Origin of the sequence: uncultured Polaribacter sp. (assembly GCF_947503875.1) — a bacterium.
Lineage (GTDB): Bacteria > Bacteroidota > Bacteroidia > Flavobacteriales > Flavobacteriaceae > Polaribacter.
In genome coordinates, this window is record NZ_CANNFH010000002.1 from 11,569 (window position 1) to 27,804 (window position 16,236).

Here is a 16,236-nt window from a genome sequence, read left to right on the forward strand (position 1 = left end):
GATTTGTTATGAAAAAAAAGGTAACAGCAGTTTTCGATATTGGAAAAACAAATAAGAAATTCTTTCTTTTTGATAAAGAATTTAAAGAAGTTCACAAAGAGTACGCTTCTTTTGATGAAATTTTAGATGAAGACGGCCATCCAACAGAAGACATTCATGCATTACAAAATTGGTTAAAAGATGTATTTAATAAGATCTTAAAATCCGATCAATTTAATGTAAAAGCAATAAACTTTTCTACCTATGGAGCAAGTTTTGTTCATTTAGATGAAGATGGAGAAGTGCTGACACCTTTGTATAATTACACCAAAGAAATAGATCAAGATGTTGCAGATCAGTTTTATAAAAAATATGGGAACAACTTAGAGTTAACCAGAACAAGTGGTTCATCAATTTCGCCTGGTTTATTAAATTCAGGATTACAGTTGTATTGGATTAAATATGCAAAACCAGAAATTTTTAAGAAAATTAAGTATTCGTTGCATTTACCACAATATTTAAGTTATATATTTTCTGGTGTGCCTTTAAGTGAATATACAAGTATTGGTTGCCATACTACATTATGGAATTATGAAACTAGAGATTACCAAGATTGGGTTTACAAAGAGAAAATAAATAATATATTACCTCCATTAGTATCTACTGAAACTAGTTTAAACATAAATTACAATGGTAAAAGAATTAAAATTGGAGTTGGTATTCATGACAGTTCCTCTGCGCTTTTACCTTATGTTAGAAGTGTAAAAAAACCTTTTGTATTGGTTTCTACAGGAACTTGGAGTATTGCTTTAAATCCTTTTGTAGATACACCTTTAACTAATGAAGATGTACAAGCAGATTGTATTAATTACATGAGAATTAATGGAAAACCTGTAAAATCTTCAAGATTATTTTTAGGTAGAGAATATCAAATTCAGGTAGATAAATTATCTGAACATTTTGGTAAAGACAAAGACTATCATAAAACAGTAGATTTTAATTATGATTCGTATTCAGAAATCTTACAAGATTTCACGCACGCTTTTAAATGGGAATCTTTTGTAGATGAAAATATGGCGCCAGTAACAAAATATTTGTATGATAATTTTGAAGACGCGTATCATCATTTAATGATAGAGTTAGTAATGTTACAAGTAGACAATATTAAGAGAATCTCTAAAACACAAGACATAGAAAGACTTTATGTTGATGGTGGTTTTACAGATAATGATGTATATATAAAGTTACTTTCTCATTATTTAAGAGGCATGAAGTTAAGAACAACTAAAGCTTCTTTAGGTTCCGCTTTAGGAGCCGCAATTGCAATTTCAGATACCAAATTAAATTCTAAATTTTTAAAAAAGAATTACGCTTTAAAAAAACATGTTCCGTTTATTGTGAGTTAATAAGATAAAACAGAACATCAACCATTATCAATAGTAATACTAAGAAAAAAAGATAAAAGTTTTTAGAATAATAAAATATGGCAATAAGTTTCGATACACGTTATCCGTCTGTAGACGATTTAAGAGCGAAAGCTCAAAAGAAAATACCAAAATTTGCATTTGAATATTTAGATGGAGGTTGTAATGAAGATGTAAATTTAATTAGAAATACATCTGAGTTAAGAGAGGTACAATTAAAACCAAACTACCTAAGAAAACACCATGGATCGTCTTTAAAAACCAAATTATTTGGTATTGAATATGACGCCCCTTTTGGAGTTGCACCAGTTGGTTTACAAGGCTTAATGTGGCCAAATTCGCCAGAAATTTTAGCAAAAGCGGCTTTTGAGCAAAACATCCCTTTTATTTTAAGTACAGTTACCACTACAAGTATAGAAAGGGCTGCAGAATTAACAGAAGGTAAAGCTTGGTTTCAATTATATCATCCAACAGAAGATAAATTAAGAGACGATATTATTAATAGAGCAGCTGCAGCAGAGTGTCCAGTTTTAGTAATTTTATGTGATGTGCCTAGTTTTGGTTTTAGACCAAGAGATATTAGAAACGGATTGGCAATGCCACCAAAAATGAATGTAGCTAATATTTTACAAGCTTTTGGCAGACCTCATTGGAGTTTACAAACGCTAAAACATGGTATACCTAATTTTGCGAATTTGCTTCCTTATATGCCAAAAAATTTAGACCTAAAACAATTAGGTAAATTTATGGATCAAACTTTTTCTGGTAGGTTAAATGAAGAGAAAATTAAACCAATTCGCGATATGTGGAAAGGTAAAATTGTTCTAAAAGGTGTAGCTTCAGAATATGATGCAGAACAAGCAATTCGTTTAGGTTTAGATGGTATTATTGTTTCAAATCATGGAGGACGTCAATTAGATGCAGGGCAGTCTACCATAAAACCTTTAGCAACTATTGCAGAAAAATATGGAGATCAAATAGAAGTAATGATGGATAGTGGAGTGCGTTCTGGACCAGATGTAGCAAGAGCTATGGCAAGTGGTGCTAAATTCACCTTCATGGGACGTTCATTTATGTATGGCGTATCTGCACTTGGTAAAAAGGGTGGTAACCACACAATTTCATTATTAAAAACAGAATTACAACAAGTAATGGAACAGCTATGTTGTGAAAAAACTTCAGATTTTCCAGACCATTTAATCAAATAATTTGACAAGAAATAACGTTTTTTAAAAGCCTATTCAAACTAAGTTTGAATAGGCTTTTTTTTGTACTATAATTTTATCTACTACCATTAGATTATTATTCTTTAAATGCAATTATGTTTCATAGTTAGCGTGAGTTCGATTTAAATAACACTGTTTGTTAGTTGCCACTTGTAATATTTAAAACTAATGTCATTTCGGTTTTAAGGAGAAATCTCAAATTAAATATGAGATTTCTCAGTTACATTGCGTTTTGTTTGAAATGACAAAAAACTTATTTTTAGCTGCATAAAAAGTATAAACGCTAATAGTTATATTTAACTCACGTTAACCATTTCAGTATAACTTAATTTATCTCTATTAATTTAAATATTTACGTTTTTTAACATTAGTCTAGATTATCAAATAGTACTTTATACTAGTAAATATAAATACTAAACAGTATAGTGCAGGATGCAGAAACCCTACAAGGGTCATACTTTAGTTTTTGCGCCTTTATTTGAGGGTTATAGAAGTCAATACAACTAATGAAAAAAAGATAAATATGAGTGAAACATCAGTAGAAATACAACCAAGTTCTGGTGGAGAATTTGCAAGAGAACAAGTGCCATCTTCTAAATTAAAAGGCTGGAAATCTTTTCTTGGTATGTATGCAGGAGAGCATGCTGCAGGAACAGAATTTATGATTGGACCTTTGTTTTTGGCAGCAGGTGCAAGTTTAAAAGATCTAATATTTGGTTTACTTATAGGTAATATTTTAGCAATTCTTACCTGGAGGTATTTGGTAGCGCCAATAGCTGTTGCTAGTAAATTAACTTTATACTATCAATTAGAAAAAATTGCAGGTAAACATTTAGTAAAAGTATACAATGTTGTTAATGGAGTGCTCTTTTGTTTTTTGGCTGGTGCCATGATTACGGTTTCTGCTAGTGCAGTTGGGGTTCCTTTTGATGTAAATTTTTCGGTACCAGAAAATATTTTTGGTTTAAGTAGTACATCGTTTTCTTTAATAGTGGTTATTGTTGGTATTGTAATGACAATTGTTGCGGCTGCTGGTTATAATACGGTTTCTAAGTTCGCAAATATTGCTGCACCTTGGATGATTGTTGTTTTTGCCGCTTGTGGTATTTCTGCTTTATCTCAAATGGAAGTGGATTCATGGAAAAGTTTATTAACAGAATGGGACCAAAGTATTAGTGTAGTTCAATCTATAAATGGTAAGCTTGAGTTTGGTTTTTGGAAAATTGTAATATTTGCTTGGCTGGCCAATGCAGCTATGCATTTTGGAATGTCTGATTTGTCTATTATGCGTTTTGCTAAAGATACTAAAGCAGGTTGGGGTCCATCTATAGGTATGTTTTTAGGGCATTACATGGCTTGGATTTGTGCGTCATTTATGTTAGCAGCACAAATTAAATTAACAGGAGATATTTCTGCAAATCCAGGGGCTTTAGCTTGGAGTGCAGTTGGTTGGACAGGTATTATTTGTGTAATTGTAGCAGGTTGGACAACCGCAAACCCAACAATATATAGAGCAGGCCTTGCTTTTCAAAGTTTATTTTCATCTAAGGCAAAATCATATTCAGGTGTAATTTTAGCGGGGCTAGTAGCTACGGCTGCTGGTATTTTCCCTGCACTTTCTGGTAAATTATTAGACTTTGTAGGTTTCTATGGTACTATTTTAGGACCTATGGGTGGTGTTATATTTGTGAATCATTATTTGGCTAAAAAAATGAATTTCAAACAAGATTATGCAGTTGAAAAAGGTACTGGTTTTAATGCGGCTGTTTTATTAGCTTGGGTACTTCCAGTAACACTAGGCTTGTATTTCATCTTTGCAAAAGGCTTATTTCCTGCTTATGCAGTAATACCTTGTTGGATTGCTTCTAGTGTGTTGTATGTGCTAATAATGAAACTTCAAAAATCATAAATTATGAAAATATTAAAATTAATAAGTGCTGTGGCTATAGGAGGCTTAATACTTTTAGCTAGTTTACTTTTATTCTTAGGTACAATAGATGCAAGTGAGTTGAAGATATTGACGTTAGTAGGCACAGTTTTGTGGTTTGTAGTAACACCTTTTTGGATGAAAGAAGATTAGATATTTGATAATGATGCTTTTTGCACATTTCTTATTTTTTATAAGTTGTCAGCAAGAATGTTATCCATATTTTAATGATATGTTATAGTATAGGCTACTATTTGAATTAGTAGATAGATAATACTAGGAAATAAAATTTTTATAAAGTGAATTATCTTTTGGTAATTCACTTTTTTGTGAAAAACATATAAGGTTTATTACTATTTCGATTTTAAAAATTATAGGTTTTTAGTAGGAGCATGAATCTGAAATACAAATTATTTTGTTTCGGTTTAAAAGCATAGTTTCTTCAGCAGTGTTATCCAATATAGGTAGCGTAAATATTGTATCTGCATTGTGTTACATTATATTAAGCAACCATTTTTCCGTAAATACTATATTTGATACTTTTTTAGAGGTGCTCGTAATTTATTCAGTTATATTTGCGTCACCTTAAATGAAACAGAACAAAGCTATTTTATACATGATTTTTAGTGCAATTGCATTTGCATTCATGGGTTCTGTTGTAAAATATTTAAGTACTTTTAACGTGTACCAAGTTGTTTTTTTTAGATCTGTAGGAACTTTGTTGTTTACAGTACCTTTAGTATTAAAACAAAAAGTACCTTTTTGGGGTACCCATAAAAAATGGTTGATTATAAGAGGAATAACAGGTGTAATATCTTTAACCTGCTTTTTCCAATCTTTAAATTATTTAAGCATTGGTACAGCAGTTTCCTTGCGCTATACAGCGCCAATATTTGCAGCTGTTTTTGCGCTTTTCTTTCTTAAAGAAAAAATAAAACCCATTCAATGGTTCTTGTTTTTTATTGCCTTTTTAGGGGTGCTAATTATTAAAGGTTTTGGGGCAGATGTAGAATTGATTGGAGTGTTTTTTGTTATTTTATCTGCTGTTTTTTTGGGAATTATTTTTGTCGTTATTCGTAAAATAGGCAATACAGAACATCCTTTGGTAATTATTAATTACTTTATGTTAATGGCATTTTTATTTGGCGGATTAATGTGTCTTAGGTATTGGGAACAGCCAACACCTATGCAATGGGTTTTATTTATAAGTACAGGTGTTTTTGGTTATTTTGGTCAGTTATATATGACCAAGGCGTTTCAACTGGCAGAAACTAATTTAGTGGCACCTATAAAATATTTAGAAGTAATCATTACCATAATTATTGGAACTTTATGGTTTGGAGATGTTTATAACTGGTGGACACTTTTAGGAATTCTACTAATTCTATCAGGCTTAATTTATAACATTTATATCAAACAGAAAACAAATTTGTAAGTCAAAAATAGCGCTAATTTAAAAGCTATCTCGTATTACTTTTATTGTTAATAGTATTGCGTATAAGACCAATAAAAATGTTAAAATGTTTAAATTTTAACAAAAATCTAGTTATATTTAGACCATATATCTTTTCAAGTATTTAAAATTTAGAATTTTTGTTTCGGCAATTGTAAATTGCTTTAAAGTTTTAAACAACTGATTTAGAGTCGGTTTTTTATTTAAAAACACACGGTTGAGTTTAAAATTTATTAAATTTATATACAAAAAGGGTAAAATAATATACATATTCAGTACAGTACAGGATACAGAGAAAGTCTCTTGTTTGTAATATTGTGTTATATTTTTAAGATACTCTTAACATAATAGTTAATCCAAAAAATAATTTATTGTAAACATGAAACAAAATTTAAAAAAAAGAAATCTGTCATTGGGTTTAAAGCTTACGCTTTTACTTGTGTTTATAGGTTTCATATCTTTTAATGCACAGGCTCAAGAAAAGATTACTGGTGTTGTTAAAGATGTTGATGGTATTACTTTACCTGGTGTAAGTGTTATTCAAAAAGGAACTACTAGAGGTACTTCTACAGATTTTGATGGTAAATATTCTATTACGCTTACTACAGGAGAAAAAACATTGGTTTTTTCTTATTTAGGTTACAAAAAAGTAGAAATTCCAGTTAATGGTAAAACAACTATTAATATCACAATCGAAGAAGCGTCTGAGAACTTAGATGAAATTGTAGTTGTGGGTTATGGTACACAAAAGAAAGAAAGTGTAGTTGGAGCAATTACACAAATTACAGGTGCAGATTTACAAACAGCTGCAGGAGGTATTACCAATGTAGAAGAAGCTTTGCAAGGTAATTTACCAGGGGTAACTGCTATACAAGGTAGTGGTATACCAGGTCAATCAGATATGCAGATTTTTATTCGTGGGCAAGCTTCTTGGAATGGTGGTGGTCAGCCATTAATACTTGTTGATGGTGTGCCAAGAACAATTACAGATATAGATTTTAATGATATTGAAAGTGTTTCTGTACTTAAAGATGCTTCTGCTACGGCAGTTTTTGGTGTACAGGGTGCAAACGGAGTTATTTTATTAACAACCAAAAGAGGTAAGAAGGGTAAAGCAAAATTGTCTTTAAACTTTAATACGGCAATTAAAACAATTTCAAAATTACCAGAAAAGTTAGATTCTTATGATGCGATTCTGCAGGCAAATTCAGCTATTCTTAGAGAGTTGCCATATGTTCCAGAATCTTGGGATTTTTATCGTCCTTTAGAGGTTGCTGAAAGGTTTTTAAGACCTAACGACCCTTTGTATCCTAATATTAATTGGAGAGATGAAACATTAAAAGATTTTGCACAAGATTACAGAATTAACTTATCTGTAAGAGGTGGTGGTGATAATGCCAAATATTTTGGTAGTTTAGCTTACCAGACTGTAAATGATATCTTTGATGGATCTAGATATGATAATGGTAAAGGATATTTAGGTGAATTTAAATATGATAGGTTTAATTATAGAACCAATATAGATTTTAACATATCTAAAACTACAGAAATTTCGGTTAATTTAGGAGGTTATTTAGGTACAAGAGAAGCGCCGGCAAACTTAAATGTAGTAACTAATGGTATCTACGAAATTGCACCAAACGCTTATACTCCTGTTTATGACGATGGAACTTTTGGACGTGACGAGTTAGATTTATTTGGGCTTACTAATCCAATAGTTAGTTTAACAAATACAGGATTTAATAGGTTCACAACTTTTGAAATTAATACAGATGTTATCCTAAAACAAAACTTAGATTTTATTACAAAGGGATTAAAATTTGAAAGTCGTGTATCTGTAGATAGTAGATCTGTAAGTAGACAAAGCTTAAATGATCCGGGAGGAGATGGGCAAGAAAACGTAATTTATCGTATTTTTGATTCAAATGGTGTAGAGTTTTTTGAAAGCCCTTTGGGTGTAAATGACTTCGCTTTCGTACCTTTTCCTTGGACTGTAGGCCCTTCGCAAATTACAGACGGTAGTAGGTATCGTAACTTATTATATGATTTTTCTTTAAATTATGCGAATACTTTTGCAGATAAGCATAATGTTACGGGTTTATTCTTGTTAAGACGTAGAGAATTCGCTACGGGTAATCAGCAATTTGATATACACCGTGAAGATTGGGTGTCAAGAGTAACATACGATTACGATAAAAGATATTTTTTAGATGTAAGTGGTGCGTATAACGGATCAGAAAAATTTGGACCTGGTTTTAGATTTGATTTCTTTCCAGCAGTTGGTGCAGGATGGACTGTTTCTAACGAATCATTCATGGAAAACGTAGAATGGGTAAACAAGTTAAAGTTTAGAGGTTCTTATGGTTTAATTGGAGACGATCAAGGTGGTAGGAGATTTGCATATCAAGCTAATTTTTCTCAAGGAGGCACAACATATTTAAATCCAAATGAATACGGTAGTAGAGATTCTTACGTATTCTTAAATGAAACTAGAGTAGGTAACCCTAATTTACAATGGGAAACAGCAGTAAAATATAATATTGCTGCAGAGGTTGGTTTATTTAATAATTTAGTTTCGTTAGAATTTGATTATTTTGGTGAAAACAGAGATAATATATTAATACCAGAAAATCAAAGAGCAGTTCCAGAATGGTTTGGTACTTCACCTCCGCCATTTAACTTAGGTGCAGTTGAGGTAAGAGGTTATGAACTTGTAGTTAATGCCAATTATACTTTTGCCAATGATTTAAATGTTTTCGGTAGTTTCTTTTTTACCGAAGCAAAAGACGTAGTAATTAATAGAGAAGATCCGGCGTTAGCGCCAGATTATCAGAAAGCAGCTGGTTTTACAATAGGGCAACCGAGATCTGGTATTCCAGGTGAAATTATTACCAATTGGGATGATGTTTATAGTTCTACACCTAGGATAAACGGACAAGAATCTGTAAGAATTGGTTACTACAATTTAATAGATTATGACGGTAGTGGTGCTTATGATAACAATTTTGATAACGTACCTTTTGGATTCCCAACCAGACCACAAAGAACTTGGAACGCTACTTTAGGAATGCGTTACAAAGGGTTTAATTTTTCAGCTCAACTTTATGGGACGCAAAACACAAACAGAAGTTTGGCTAGTAGAACATTTAACAACCAAACAGATGTTTTCTTTACACAAGACTTAAACTTTTGGACAAAAGATAATCCAAATGCAACTAATGTGCAGCCAGACTTTAATTTACCGCAAGGTTCTACTAATGGAAGACAAAATTTCTTTGACGCTTCTTTAGTAAGGCTTAGAAACGTGTCTATGTCTTATGATATTCCAAAAAAGATTTGTAAGAATCTTGGAGTAAGTTCTTTAAATCTTTTTGTTAATGGTACAAATTTGTTTTTATGGACAGATTTACCTGATGATAGAGAGTTTAACGGTAATATAACAGCAGATGCTAGTTTTAGAGGTGACTATCCTACACTTAGGAGGTTTAATTTAGGGTTTAATTTGAATTTTTAAAAAATACGAACAATGAAAAAATATTTTAAAATAATAGTATTATCATTCGGGTTCTTATTTACATTCTCTTGTGAGGATTACTTAGACATAGCGCCTGAAGTAGAAATATCTGTAGAAGATGTATTCGATAATTTTGAGAATACACAGGGTTTTGTTGAAGAAATGTATGCTTTAGTAGTAGATTATGGAACTGCAGGTCATACATTCCAAGACTATATGTTTGGTGATGATTCTTATCATCCTCAACAATGGAAAGCAAGTGGTCAAATAGATGCAGGTACTTTAGATTTTTGGTTTAGAAATACCTTAAGTTATCTTGGTAAAAATGTAAGAACCGGTGGTACTTTAGGGAATACAACACATCAAACTGCTAGAGGTAGGCCTCGTGTTTGGAGAGGAAGTATGGATGGTATTCGTAAAGCGAATATTGTTATAGAAAATGAGGATTTATTAGTAAATCTTACACAACAAGAAAGAAACGTAATTTTAGGTCAGGCTTATTTCTTTAGAGCATTTTTTCACAATGAAATTATGAAGTTTTGGGGGCGCTTTCCTCATATTCAGGAGGTTTTTTCAGGAGAAATTACTATTCCAAGACCAGAGACTTACAGAGAAGCGGCACTTTCAATCAATGAAGATTATAAAAGAGCAATTGAATTATTACCTTTAAATTGGGATAACGAGCCTTATGGTCAAAGAACATTTGGTAACAATCAAGCAAGACTTACAAAAGGTACAGCTTATGCCTTTCAAGGTAAAAACTTATTGTTAGCTGCAAGTCCATTAATGTTCTTTAATAACAGACCAGGTATAGACACTTATCAATATGATGTTGAATTAGCTCAAATGGCTACAGATGCATTTGCAGAATTTTTGAAGTTAGTAGACCAAGGTCTTTATGACTTTGCATCAGAAGCGGACTTAGAAGCAGTTTTTTGGAGAACGCCAAATGGTAACATGTGGCCTGCTATTACTGCAGGTTCAAGAGAGATGGTTTTTGGCTCGCCAGGAGGTAATATAGTAGAAAATAGACGTTTTATGGTTACGGGTATACCAAGAACAGTTCATGGTATAGCAGGTGGTGCAGTAAGTAATATTACGCACAATTACATACACAATAATTTTGGTATGGCAAATGGTTTGTCTATAGAAGAAGATTTAAGTGGTGCTTATGGTCCAACAACTTACAATCCTTCAAGGCCTTTTGATAATAGAGATCCACGTTTTTATAAGTGGATAATTGTTGATGGAGATAGAGTTAATGCTTCTAGAAATTTTCAACTTTTTTCAGACAACGGTTCTGGTAGACCTGGTCGTGACAGAGCTGCAAACGCATCCATTACAGGATATTTGCATAAAAAGTTTTTACCAGTAGATGATAATGGAGATTTGGCAACAAATGCAAACGGTCTGTTCAACCAGTTTAATGGTAGACGTTACCATATGAGAGTTACAGATGTGTATCTAATGTATGCAGAGGCTTTACACGTTGCACAAGGCGCAAGAACAGCACCGGCTTCTTACCCTAAGACTGCAGAACAAATTATTAATGAAATTCGTGGTAGAGTAAACGTGCCAAACGTACATCCTGCCATTGTAGCCGATAATAATTTATTTATGGACGAAATTAGAAGGCAAAGAGCTATAGAATTATCTTTAGAGGCACATAGATGGGTAGATATTAGAAGATGGGGAGTAGCGCACTTGGATAAATATAAGGTTAAAACAGCCTTAGATTTTGATAGAAGTTATACTTTCTTTAGTGAACGTGTTTTAACTACTAGGGTTTGTGAATACCCAAAACAATATTGGTTACCTTTTCAAGCAAATCAAACTCAATTTTATGAAGGCTTTCCTCAAAACCCAGGTTGGTAAGCTTCAATAATTCTTATTAAAATAATAAAGAAAAAAACAATGAAAATAAATAAGATATATAGGTTATTTGCTATAGTTTGTATTACTATGTTATGCTCTAGTAATATGCTAAGAGCACAATCAAATGATACTGAAGTGTCTGCAATTGTGGTAGATGAGCAAGGAAATCCTTTAAATGATGCAGCTATTTTTGGACCTAAAGGAAGAGAAGCTTCAACCAATTTAAATGGTAAATTTAAGATTGCATTAACAGATAGTGGTTCTTTAGTGATACAAAAAGAGGGATATGATTCAGCATTGATTTCCTTTGCAAATATTAGTGATAAGATAACCTTAAAAAAATCTATTTTTCTAGCTTCCGAAAAGGATGAAATTAAAATGGGTGTAACCACAAAAGACAGAAGAGAAATTATTGGGGCGGTCTCTAGTATCAGACCTGAAGAAAGATTAACTTTTGATAATACCCAGTTTGTTAGAAACTATATTAATGGTTTAATGTTAGGAGTTAGAGGTTCTTCAAATGTTAGGGGGTTAGGAAATGCTATTTTTGTAATTGATGGTGTATTTGGACGTAATCCTAACTTTTTAAACATGGAGGAGGTAGAGCAAATTACGGTGCTTAGAGATGCTAATGCTGTTGCTTTATATGGTAGTCAAGGTAGAAATGGTGTAATCGTTATAAATACCAAACGTGGACAAGTAAACAAAAAAGAATTTAATGTAAATGTACTTACTGGATTTAGAATGCCTTTAGAGCTTCCAAATTATTTAGGTTCAGCAGATTATATGGAGTTGTTTAATGAGGCGTTAACTAATGACGGTCAACCTACTCAATTTTCAAACGACGTTATTGCAAATACAAGAAGCGGTAACAATCCTTTTCAATTTCCCGATACCGATTTTTATTCTAGTGAGTTCATCAAACCACTTATCAACACATTTAATGTAATTACGGAGTTTTCTGGTGGTAACGAAAAATCTCAATATTATGTGAATGCAGGTTGGAATAGAGAAGAATCTTGGGAAAGTATAAGCCCAGAGGCAAATAAAGGAAGAAACCGTTTTAACATTAGAGGAAATATAGATTTTAGGGTAAATGATTGGATTACAAGTAGTATTGATGGTATTGCGATCTTAGACTCTAATAAAAGTGCTTTTTCTAGTTTACTTAACGCAGGTACTACATTTAGACCTAATGATTATGCACCATTATTACCAATTAGTTTATTAGACGTTAATGCCAGACCAGGATCAGATCTTATTGATATTCTTGGTGCAGCGCAGTCTTTTAATGGTTTCTTATTAGGTACTTCTCAACAATTTCAAAACAACACACCTGTTGCGGAAGCTATTGCAGGTGGTACTCAAGAGAATGTTTTTCGTGTAACGCAGTTTAACAATACAATTAATTTTGACTTATCTGCAATTACCGAAGGATTAACAGCAAAAACATATTTAAGTTTCGATTTTTTTGATTCTTACAGAGAATTTGTTCGAAACGATTATATTGTGTACGAACCAGAATGGGAAAATGATAGAATTGTTGGTTTAACGGAATTTGGTGTTAATGAAAGGGATCAAATAGAACGTGTAGGTACAAATGATTTTGTATCTAGATTAGCGTTTTATGGTTTATTAAACTACAAGAAAACATTTGCTAAGGACCATTCAATTAATTCTACATTATTGGCATATTACAACACTCAAAAAAGTAATAATGTGCTGCAAACCGATAAAGATGCTCATATAGGTTTTCAAGCAACTTATGATTATAAGAAAAAGTTATTTGTAGATTTTAGCGGTGCTTTTGCGCACTCTATTAAATTACCAGAGGGTAATAGAGGTGGTTTTTCACCAACAGCAGGTATAGCTTATATTTTAAGTGAAGAGCCTTTTTTAAAGGACAACAAATTTATTAACTATTTAAAATTAAAGGCTACAGGTGGTATTATTAAATCTGACGCCGGAATTAATGGTTATTTCTTATATCAAGAAAATTACACTAGTGGTTCTAATTTTACTTGGGATGACGATCGTAGTTCTAACCGTAGACAGAATATTACACAAGGGGCAAATCCTAACATGACTTTCGAAGAAAGAATTGATTTAAACTTAGGGTTTGAAGCACAATTAATGAATTCTCTTTTCTTAGATTTTAACTATTTTAGATCTGAGTTAGACAAACAATTAGGTTTTTTAAATGCGCAATACCCTTCTTTTTTCAACACATTTAGACCTAGAGATAACTTTAATAGTAATTTATTTACTGGTTTTGAATTGGGTGCAAATTTCAATAAATCTTTTAATGATTTTTCTATAGCAGTTGGCGCTAACGTATTATACAGCCAAACAGAGGCTTTAAAAAGATCTGAGATAAATGAGTTTGAATATCAAAACAGAGTGGGTACAGAATTGTCTACAATTTTTGGGCTAGAAGATCAAGGTTTTTATACGGAGGCTGATTTTACACAAGATGTAGATGGTAATTTTATTTTAAATAGCAACTTACCTGTCCCTAATTTTGGAGCTGTTCAACCTGGAGATCTGAGATATGCAGATCAAAATGGTGATAATATAATTGATAACGATGATCAAGTGGCAATTGGACAAGGTAGTAGTCCATGGACTTACGGTCTAAATTTAAATTTAAAATATAAAAATTTAAATTTATTTTTACTGGGAACTGCACAAACAGGTGCTGTTGCTAACAGATCAAACAATTACTTTAGAGTAGATGGTAATGATAAATATTCTGAGGTTGTTTTAGGTCGTTGGACACCAGAGACTGCTGATACAGCTACGTTTCCAAGACTATCTTCTGTTGCAAACCAAAATAACTTTAGAAATTCTACGTTTTGGTTATATGACAATAGTTTCTTTAGACTAAATCGTATTCAATTAACTTATGAGTTTTCAGATAATGTTTGTAAATCTATTGGGGCTAGAGATTTAAGTTTAAACCTACAAGGAAACAATATTCTTGAAATCTCAAAGAATAGAGAGATTCGCCAATTAAATATTGGAGGGATACCACAAACAAAGGCTTACACATTTGGAGCAAGAATATCATTTTAATATAAATAGAAAATTTAGATAAATAGAATGAAAAATTATACAAAATATTTGTTAGCTATGTTGCTTTTTACAGGCTTAATAGCTTGTGAAGACTTCTTAGAACCTATTGATGAAAATAGGTTAGATTTTGAGTTTGTAAGCAGCGATCCAGCATCAGCGGAAGGTTTGCTTTTGCAAGGTTACTCACGTTTAGTAGATCAATATTCTTTTACTGAAGCAGCTACTGATGACGCTGTAAACAATCAGTTGAATAATGGTTTAAAACGTATGGTACTTGGAGAGTTAAATGCTCAATTTAATCCTACGTCTCGTTGGAATAATTACCAAAATGTTTTCTTTTTAAATCGATTTTTGGAAATTGTAGATGCTGCAGAAATTGAATGGAATAGAGATGAAGTAATTAGTGACTTGTTTAACAAACGTCTTAAGGGTGAAGCCCTTGCATTAAGAGCGTTACATCACTTTTATATCCTTCAAGCGCATGCAGGTGTAGGAACATCTGGTCAGTTATTAGGCGTTCCATATTATACCGAATTTATTGAGGCGGATGGAGATTTTAATTTACCAAGATTACCTTTTAGAGAGACTGTTGAAGCAATCTTAAATGATTTTGACGAATCTTTAACTTTATTACCAACAGATTATGGTTTAAGCGAGAGTAACTTAGATCCTATATATGCAGATTTTGTGGGAGACAGTTTTTTACAATACGATGTGGCTAATGGATCTCGTTATAACCTACGTATTTCAGGAAGAATAGTAAAGGCGCTTAAAGCTAGGGTTGCATTATTTGCAGCGAGTCCTGGTTACTTAAATGACCAAGATCTTTACCAAATGGCAATAGATAATGCTAGTGAAGTATTAGATTTAAACGGCGGTTTAGGAGGTCTTAATCCTAATGGAGTTGAGTTTTATATCTCAGAAAGAAATGTTGATGAAGCTGTATTTAGAGGGAATATAGAAGGGCCTAATTCTGGTCTAGAAAGAAGAATGTTTCCACCATCTGTAAATGGTAGAGGAGAAATTAATCCTTCAGAAAACTTTGTAAATGCCTTTCCTATGCTTAATGGTTTCCCTGCTACGCAAGCCAATGGTTTTGACCCTCAAAATCCTTTTGCTAACAGAGATCCAAGATTAGAGAAATTTGTAGTAGTAAACGGTTCTTCTTTTGGAGGTGGTACTATTAATACAGGTTTTGGTGGTGGTATTGATAGACTTGATTCTATCCCAGAAAGATCTACAACTACGGGCTATTATCTTAAAAAACTATTAAGACCAGATGTTAGAATTAATAATGATAATACTACTGTAGATCAAAGAAATTTTGATGTTTACCTAAGATATACAGAATTATTTTTAATATTCGCAGAGGCGGCAAATGAAGTAGGTGGTCCAGATGTAAGTTTTAATGGTATGTCAGCTAGAAATGTAATTGCAGCAATACGCGAAAGAGCAGGTATTACTCAGCCAGATCTTTATTTAACAAACTCAATTACTACGCAAGATGATATGCGCCAGCTAATTAGAAATGAAAGACGTTTAGAATTAAGTTTTGAAGGTCATAGATTTTGGGATCTTAGAAGATGGCAAGCTCCTTTAAATGAAACTGTAAGAGGTAATTTTTTCGATGGAAATAATTATATTGAGATTCCTTCTGTGGAAGCAAGAAATTATCCAGCGAATGCTAATTATTTGCCAATACCAAATGACGAGATTTTTAAGTTTCCGGCAATTGAACAAAATAGCGGTTGGTAATTTAATTA

Annotated in this window: 9 protein-coding genes; all 9 read left to right on the plus strand. The window is 32.3% G+C overall.

The annotated features are described in order from the left end of the window. The first annotated feature begins 8 nt into the window (after positions 1 to 8). The 9 genes from Q0684_RS02625 (at position 9) to Q0684_RS02665 (ending at position 16,228) form a co-directional block, all read left to right on the plus strand. Positions 9 to 1,385 carry an FGGY family carbohydrate kinase gene (locus Q0684_RS02625; RefSeq protein WP_299012484.1) on the plus strand — a complete coding sequence of 459 codons (1,377 nt, stop codon included), beginning with the start codon at positions 9 to 11 and terminating at the stop codon, positions 1,383 to 1,385. A 77-nt stretch (positions 1,386 to 1,462) separates the two neighbouring features. After that, a complete protein-coding gene (locus tag Q0684_RS02630) occupies positions 1,463 to 2,611 on the plus strand; it encodes an alpha-hydroxy acid oxidase (protein WP_299012485.1) in 1,149 nt (382 codons plus the stop codon). Positions 2,612 to 3,152: 541 nt separating this feature from the next. After that, positions 3,153 to 4,538 (plus strand): hypothetical protein, encoded by a 1,386-nt coding sequence (locus Q0684_RS02635; RefSeq protein ID WP_299012486.1) that lies wholly within the window; start codon positions 3,153 to 3,155, stop codon positions 4,536 to 4,538. Between the two features lie 3 nt (positions 4,539 to 4,541). After that, positions 4,542 to 4,709, plus strand: a complete 168-nt coding sequence (locus tag Q0684_RS02640) for a hypothetical protein (protein ID WP_299012487.1) — start codon at positions 4,542 to 4,544, stop codon at positions 4,707 to 4,709. Between the two features lie 436 nt (positions 4,710 to 5,145). Beyond that, on the plus strand, positions 5,146 to 5,991 hold the full coding sequence (locus Q0684_RS02645; RefSeq protein ID WP_299012488.1) for a DMT family transporter: 846 nt from the start codon (positions 5,146 to 5,148) through the stop codon (positions 5,989 to 5,991). Between the two features lie 397 nt (positions 5,992 to 6,388). Beyond that, on the plus strand, positions 6,389 to 9,523 hold the full coding sequence (locus Q0684_RS02650; RefSeq protein WP_299012489.1) for a TonB-dependent receptor: 3,135 nt from the start codon (positions 6,389 to 6,391) through the stop codon (positions 9,521 to 9,523). 12 nt (positions 9,524 to 9,535) lie between these two features. Further along, positions 9,536 to 11,398, plus strand: coding sequence for a RagB/SusD family nutrient uptake outer membrane protein (locus tag Q0684_RS02655; RefSeq protein WP_299012490.1), 1,863 nt, complete (start codon positions 9,536 to 9,538; stop codon positions 11,396 to 11,398). Between the two features lie 39 nt (positions 11,399 to 11,437). Next, the gene (locus tag Q0684_RS02660; protein WP_299012491.1) at positions 11,438 to 14,473 is read left to right on the plus strand and encodes a SusC/RagA family TonB-linked outer membrane protein; all 3,036 of its coding nucleotides are present in this window, start codon (positions 11,438 to 11,440) and stop codon (positions 14,471 to 14,473) included. 27 nt (positions 14,474 to 14,500) lie between these two features. Further along, the gene (locus Q0684_RS02665; protein ID WP_299012492.1) at positions 14,501 to 16,228 is read left to right on the plus strand and encodes a RagB/SusD family nutrient uptake outer membrane protein; all 1,728 of its coding nucleotides are present in this window, start codon (positions 14,501 to 14,503) and stop codon (positions 16,226 to 16,228) included. Positions 16,229 to 16,236 lie beyond the last annotated feature (8 nt).

Excerpts from the sequence above, each read along its gene's own strand:
- Q0684_RS02655 (WP_299012490.1), top strand. The coding sequence starts at position 9,536 with ATGAAAAAATATTTTAAAATAATAGTATTATCATTCGGGTTCTTATTT.
- Q0684_RS02630 (WP_299012485.1), top strand. The coding sequence starts at position 1,463 with ATGGCAATAAGTTTCGATACACGTTATCCGTCTGTAGACGATTTAAGA.
- Q0684_RS02660 (WP_299012491.1), top strand. The coding sequence starts at position 11,438 with ATGAAAATAAATAAGATATATAGGTTATTTGCTATAGTTTGTATTACT.
- Q0684_RS02640 (WP_299012487.1), top strand. The coding sequence starts at position 4,542 with ATGAAAATATTAAAATTAATAAGTGCTGTGGCTATAGGAGGCTTAATA.
- Q0684_RS02650 (WP_299012489.1), top strand. The coding sequence starts at position 6,389 with ATGAAACAAAATTTAAAAAAAAGAAATCTGTCATTGGGTTTAAAGCTT.
- Q0684_RS02625 (WP_299012484.1), top strand. The coding sequence starts at position 9 with ATGAAAAAAAAGGTAACAGCAGTTTTCGATATTGGAAAAACAAATAAG.
- Q0684_RS02635 (WP_299012486.1), top strand. The coding sequence starts at position 3,153 with ATGAGTGAAACATCAGTAGAAATACAACCAAGTTCTGGTGGAGAATTT.
- Q0684_RS02665 (WP_299012492.1), top strand. The coding sequence starts at position 14,501 with ATGAAAAATTATACAAAATATTTGTTAGCTATGTTGCTTTTTACAGGC.
- Q0684_RS02645 (WP_299012488.1), top strand. The coding sequence starts at position 5,146 with ATGAAACAGAACAAAGCTATTTTATACATGATTTTTAGTGCAATTGCA.